Below are 4,231 nucleotides of genomic sequence, written 5' to 3' on the forward strand. Positions count from 1 at the left end.
AGATCTCGTCCGCTTTCTGCCGGGCATACGCTTCATCCTCCGGCTGGTTCGGTACGACCACGACGGACGCGCCGCACTTGGCGCTGTCATGACGCAGATAGCCGATGTGATAGGAACAGCACAAAATCCGCGGATCAGCTTCGATTTCATCGAGCAGGCGGTTGATCGACACCAGCGGTTCATCCGTCGAAACGCAGCGTTCCCCGCCTAAAAGAATCGGCACCTTGCGGTACACCGGATGAATTTCCCGGCGGTTCTGGATCAGGTTGACCAGGCAGCGGAAAACGATCTGATGCGCTTCCTTGCGGTCGGTATGCGGACTGTGGCGGAAGGTGCGCAGGATGTTCAGCCGGTCCGCGTACTCCTGATCGACGTTGCCATGCGGATCACAGACGACCGCGATCGGCATGTACGGCCCGACGATCCTGCGGATTTCCTCGATGATCTTGTGGTCACCGGAGCCGCCTTCCAGACCGATTACATTGCTTGCGCCGTGCAGAAAGAAAAACATGCCGTCCAGCTCGCCCTGGTATTTTTCCACAGCGTGCTTAAATTGTTTCAGGATATAATCGAACGTATCGTAAGCGACCCGTCCCGCACCTGCCCCGTAGGCAAAGATCGCCGGGATCAGTTCAATATCGTTGGCTTGAAGCTCAGGCTGCAGTTCATCCAGATACATCCGGTGGGCAATGTCCTCGCCGGTCTGGATGACGAAGTCCTGGATTTCGCAGGGTTTGGCCACGTAGGCGTTGGATTCAGCGACGAGGCCGCCAATTAAGATTTTCATGAGATTTCCTCCTTCCGCGTTTTTGCCGCGGTCTTTATAATGATGGTGTTTCGTTTAAATTTCATCGAGCGGGTAGATCGGCCGGCTGACTTTCTTATAGACTAACCGTTCCGTCCGCTGCATGCACGCGCCGTCGGTCAGCGCCATGACGTAATGCTTGGCCATCGCTTTCAGCTCCGGATACAAATAACCCTGCTTGACGATAATCAGATCATAGCCGTCCAGATCGACGTTGGCCTTTTCATATTGTTCGCGCTCGGAAAACGACACCGCCGCGCTGGCGATCACGACGGTCACCGGCACATTGTCCAGCTTCACGGTCCAGCACTGTCCGGCCACTGCTTCATCGCCATATCGGCGATGAAGATTGCCAGTCGATATCACTGTTCCGGAAATCGAAACCGGCGCGGAATGAGCGTCTAATTTCGCACCCAGCGTCAGCGTCACCGGCTCGCCTGCTTTTTTATGGGCCAGCACTGTCGCGCACAGCTGCGGATCACAGATCGCCGCGAACAGTATCGACTTGTTATGAAAATCGTTCAGCGCCAGCACCTGCTTCAACATCGCCGTATTCACGCCCGGCGCCCCGGCCGTGACATTGTCGCCGGAATCGGATAAGAAGCACGGACTGCCGTCAAACTCAAGCATGGCCCGCAGTGCTTCTTCCGGTTCTGAAGCGTTGCCGGTGAAATGGAATTGTTGATGCCGCGCCCAGACAAAATCATAGATTTCATCCGCTTTCTGCTTCGCGTACTCCGTGTCTTCGGGACGATCAGGCACCACGACGATGCCCGCGCCGCAATGTTCGCTGTCATGCCGCAGGTAGCCGATATGATAGGAACAGCACAGAATCCGCGGATCCGCCTCGATTTCATCAAGGAGCTTGTTGATGGAACAAAGCGGTTCATCTGCCGAAACACAGCGTTCCCCGCCCAACAGAATCGGTACTTTCCGATACACCGGATGAATCATCCGGCGGTCTTTGAGCACATCCAGAAGGCAGCGGAAAACGGTCTGACTGGCCACATCCCGGTCAGAATGCGGAGAGTGGCGGAAGGTCCGCAAAATCGTGCATTGATCGACATAGGCCTGGGCCAGATTGCCATGCGGATCGCACAGCACCGCGATCGGCATATACGGTCCGACCACTTTGCGGATTTCATTTAAAAGATAATGATCGCCGGAACCCCCAGGTAAGCCGCGCACGTGGCTGGCACCGTGCAGAAACAGATAAATCCCGTCCAGTTCATGTTCGTGTTCCTTGACAGCCTGGATGAACTTCTTCCGCAGATAATCGAACGTATCGAAATCGACAACCCCGGCCGCCATGCAGCTGGCATGCAGGGAAGGAATCAGTTCAACATCGTTTTCCCGGGCCAGCTCGCTGATAACCAGCTTATCCGCTATTCCCGGTCCTTTCAGAATCGTAAAATCCTGAATCTCACAGTCTTGCTTCACATAGGCGTTGGACTCCGCCAATAAGGCTCCGATTAAAATTTTCATGGTCTTACTCCTTAAATTTCATCGATCGGATACATCGGCCGCTGAATCCGTTTAAAGGTCAGCCGGCGCGTATCCTGCAGCGTTGCGCCTTCGGTCAGCGACATGACGCTGACCGCCGCTTTCGCTTTCAGCTCAGGGAAAATATAGCCCTGCTTGACGATGATCACGTCATAGGCATCCCAATCCACGCCAGCCGCAATAAACTGGTCGTGCAGCGCGTAGGTCTGACGCACATCGGCGATGACGATCGTTACCGGACGGTCCTTCACCGCCACGCTGACGCAGCGGCCAAACTTCGTATACTGACCGGCGTTGTAGCCGACCGGCATCAGCACATCGCCATGATGCAGCACGGTCACATCCAGCTCCATGGCTTTCGACAGTTCGTCATAGTCCATCCCCAACCGGATCGTACAGGTCGTTCCCACCGGCTGGTCCGCCAGCTCACGGCACGCTCGGGGATCGCAGATCGAAGCGAACAGCACGCGTTTTTCCAGCTTTTCCTGAGCCAGAACCTGGCGCAGAATCAATGTGTTCCAGCCGGTCGCTCCGGAGGTCACATTATCCCCGGAATCGGTGATGAACGCCGGTTTTCCCTTGCATTCCAGTGCCATCCGCAGCGCTTGTTCGGGCTGGGCAGTCAAACCTGTATAATGAAATTCATGCCGCCGCTGCCAGATGAAATCCGCCAGCTCATCCGCGATCTTTTCGGCATAATCACGGTATTGGTTATCGGCAGGAACGACCACGACGCCGCAGCCGGCAACGTCTGTATCGTGGCGGATATAGCCGACATGCCAGGAGACGCTGAGCAGCCGCGGATCCTGTTCCAGCTCATCCATATACTGGTTGATCGAACGCACCGGTTCATCCGCCGACACACTCTGTTCCCCGCCTAAAATCAAAGGCAGCTTGCGGTAGACGGGAACGATCGACTTCAGCTGTTTCAACAGATCGCAAAACATCTGGGCAACAAGCCGGTAGGTCGCTTCCATGTCGGTATGCGGGGATTCGCGGTAGGAGCGCAGAATCGTCGCCCCCTCCACATACTCCCGGCACAGATTGCCATGCGGATCACAGGCAATCGCAACCGGCAGATACGGCCCGGTCAGCTCGCGGATTTTCCGAAGCAGATGATGCTCGCCGGAACCCAGACCGTCGACCTCGCTGGCGCCATGCAGAAACAACAGCACGCCGTCCAGCTCATGAATATGTTTTTTAACGGTGTTGAGCACGCACGATTCGATATAATCAAACGCATTGCGCTCGATCACCCCGGACGGTCCGCTGGCCGCGAACACCGCCGGAATCAACTCAATCTTTTCCTTTTCAAAGATGTCGCCGATCAACATCTTGTCGATCACCTTTTGATCCTGGACCGCCAGATCATAATCCGCAAGGGTATTCTTCATCGGGATATGAGCATTGGATTCAGTCCGCATGCACGCCGCTAATACTTTCATCCTGCTTTCCGCCTATTCCGCAACCAACGCGCTATCCTTATTTAATAGGAATGGCCGCAGATAGGCGACGGTCGAGCACATCGGCAGCACGTCTTCGGAAAGTTGGATATTCAGCGTTTCTTTCAGATAGGTCCGCCGCGCCTGCATCCGCTGCCACATCTGCGGATATTCCTGCTGAATCTGGCGCTGCAGTTCCGCATCCGCCAAAACGACGGTGCTTTCAGCGCTGGTTCCCGGATAGCCGGAAACGGACGGAATGATATCGATCTGGAAAAGCATGCCGCTTTTCAGAATTTCCGTACTGCCTTCATAAACCGGCGAAGCCATCCATTCTTCCTCTGCGCTCAGATGCCCCGGGCACAGCGACCAGCCGTACTGCGCGCGCGGCAGCACCGTTTCCACGGTATTGAACAAATCGCCGCCGGTCTGACCGATGTGGATCGTTTCCAGCCATGCCGCATAGGCGCTGAAATACGGC

General features: G+C 55.7%; 4 protein-coding genes. All 4 read right to left on the reverse strand.

Annotated features, from left to right (window positions below):
* A partial coding sequence (locus HOLDEFILI_RS03295) for a M81 family metallopeptidase (RefSeq protein ID WP_006057993.1) occupies window positions 1-787 on the reverse strand: 787 nt, incomplete at its 3' end.
* A 54-nt stretch (window positions 788-841) separates the two neighbouring features.
* Window positions 842-2,290, reverse strand: a complete 1,449-nt coding sequence (locus HOLDEFILI_RS03300) for a M81 family metallopeptidase (protein ID WP_006057994.1) — start codon at window positions 2,288-2,290, stop codon at window positions 842-844.
* A gap of 11 nt (window positions 2,291-2,301) precedes the next feature.
* Window positions 2,302-3,753: a M81 family metallopeptidase gene (locus HOLDEFILI_RS03305; protein WP_006057995.1), complete on the reverse strand. Its 1,452-nt coding sequence runs from the start codon at window positions 3,751-3,753 to the stop codon at window positions 2,302-2,304.
* Window positions 3,754-3,765: 12 nt separating this feature from the next.
* A partial coding sequence (locus HOLDEFILI_RS03310) for a M24 family metallopeptidase (RefSeq protein WP_006057996.1) occupies window positions 3,766-4,231 on the reverse strand: 466 nt, incomplete at its 5' end.

Source organism: Holdemania filiformis DSM 12042, from assembly GCF_000157995.1.
Lineage (GTDB): Bacteria > Bacillota_I > Bacilli_A > Erysipelotrichales > Erysipelotrichaceae > Holdemania > Holdemania filiformis.